This window comes from Streptomyces sp. NPDC050211 (assembly GCF_040656035.1).
Taxonomy (GTDB): Bacteria; Actinomycetota; Actinomycetes; order Streptomycetales; family Streptomycetaceae; genus Streptomyces.
In genome coordinates this window covers 1-1,013 of record NZ_JBFALC010000190.1, presented here as the reverse complement: position 1 = coordinate 1,013, position 1,013 = coordinate 1, and the positions used below count along the sequence as shown (strand labels likewise).

At 71.2% G+C, this 1,013-nt stretch carries 1 protein-coding gene and 1 pseudogene; both read right to left on the bottom strand.

The genetic code is table 11. The features are described from left to right. A pseudogene (locus tag AB0I98_RS49930) lies at positions 1 to 725 on the bottom strand (two-component sensor histidine kinase); the annotation flags it as partial. Positions 726 to 750: 25 nt separating this feature from the next. Then, a partial coding sequence (locus AB0I98_RS49925) for a winged helix-turn-helix domain-containing protein (RefSeq protein ID WP_362953192.1) occupies positions 751 to 1,013 on the bottom strand: 263 nt, incomplete at its 5' end.

Genomic DNA, 1,013 nt, shown 5'->3' with positions numbered 1-1,013 from the left:
GAGGCGGTGAGGACGCGGATGGCTTCGACCGGCCGCAGCGCGATACGGACGGCGAAGTAGGCGACGGCGGCGATCAGTACGAGGCCGACGAGACCAGCCCGCAGCAGCAGGCGGTCGGTGGCCTCGGTGATGGTCCCGGCGATGTCCTCGGCTGCGTGCGGGAGCACCACCACATAGACCCGCAGCTGGGCGTCGGCGGCGACACCCAGAGCGGCGACTGTGTCGCTGCTCAGTTCATCGGCCCTGACATCGTCGTACATGACCTGGTAGGTTCCGCCGTCCTTGCCGAACCGGTCCCCGGGTGCGGAGTCGGGGCGCGCCGGCAGGCGCACGGGACGGGTCGTATAGCCCCAGTTCGGCCCCTCGTCCGGTGGGGCGGGCAACTCGGCCTTCGGTGGGGCGGGCAGCACATGGCGGGTGCCGGGATCGAACTCCTCCATGCCTCCGCCGGAGGCGACAGCGGCGCGTCGGCCGGTCGCGACGATCTCATACGGCACGGTGCTTCGGCGAGCGGGAACCGCACCCTTCTCCAGCTGATCGACGAGAGCCAAGAACTGTTTCTGCGTCTGCCCTTGGGCGATCCCTGTGCTCTCGCGGTAGACGTCGTGGTGTACCCACCAGCCGATGCCGGCCAGGATGACGGCGGCGGCCGAGGCGGCGGCCAGGGCCGTGCGGGCTCGTACCGAACGCGGCCACCAGCGGCGTCGCGGCCCGGTCGCATTCACGGTTGGCCACCAGGGGCGTCGCGGCTCAGTCGCGTTCACGGTCGTCCACCAATCGGTAGCCGGTACCCCGGACGGTCTGCAGGGACTGCCGGTCGAACGCGGCGTCCACCTTCTTGCGCAGCGCGCTGACGCGAGCCTCCACCAGGTTGGGATCCCAGGCTTCGTCGGGCCACGCGTGATAGAGCAGATCCGATTTGGAGACCGCCTGGCCCGCCCGGCGGGCCAGCAGCTCCAGCACGGCGAACTCCCGGGGGGTGAGGTCCACCCGGGTCCCGGCCCGGCGGCAGA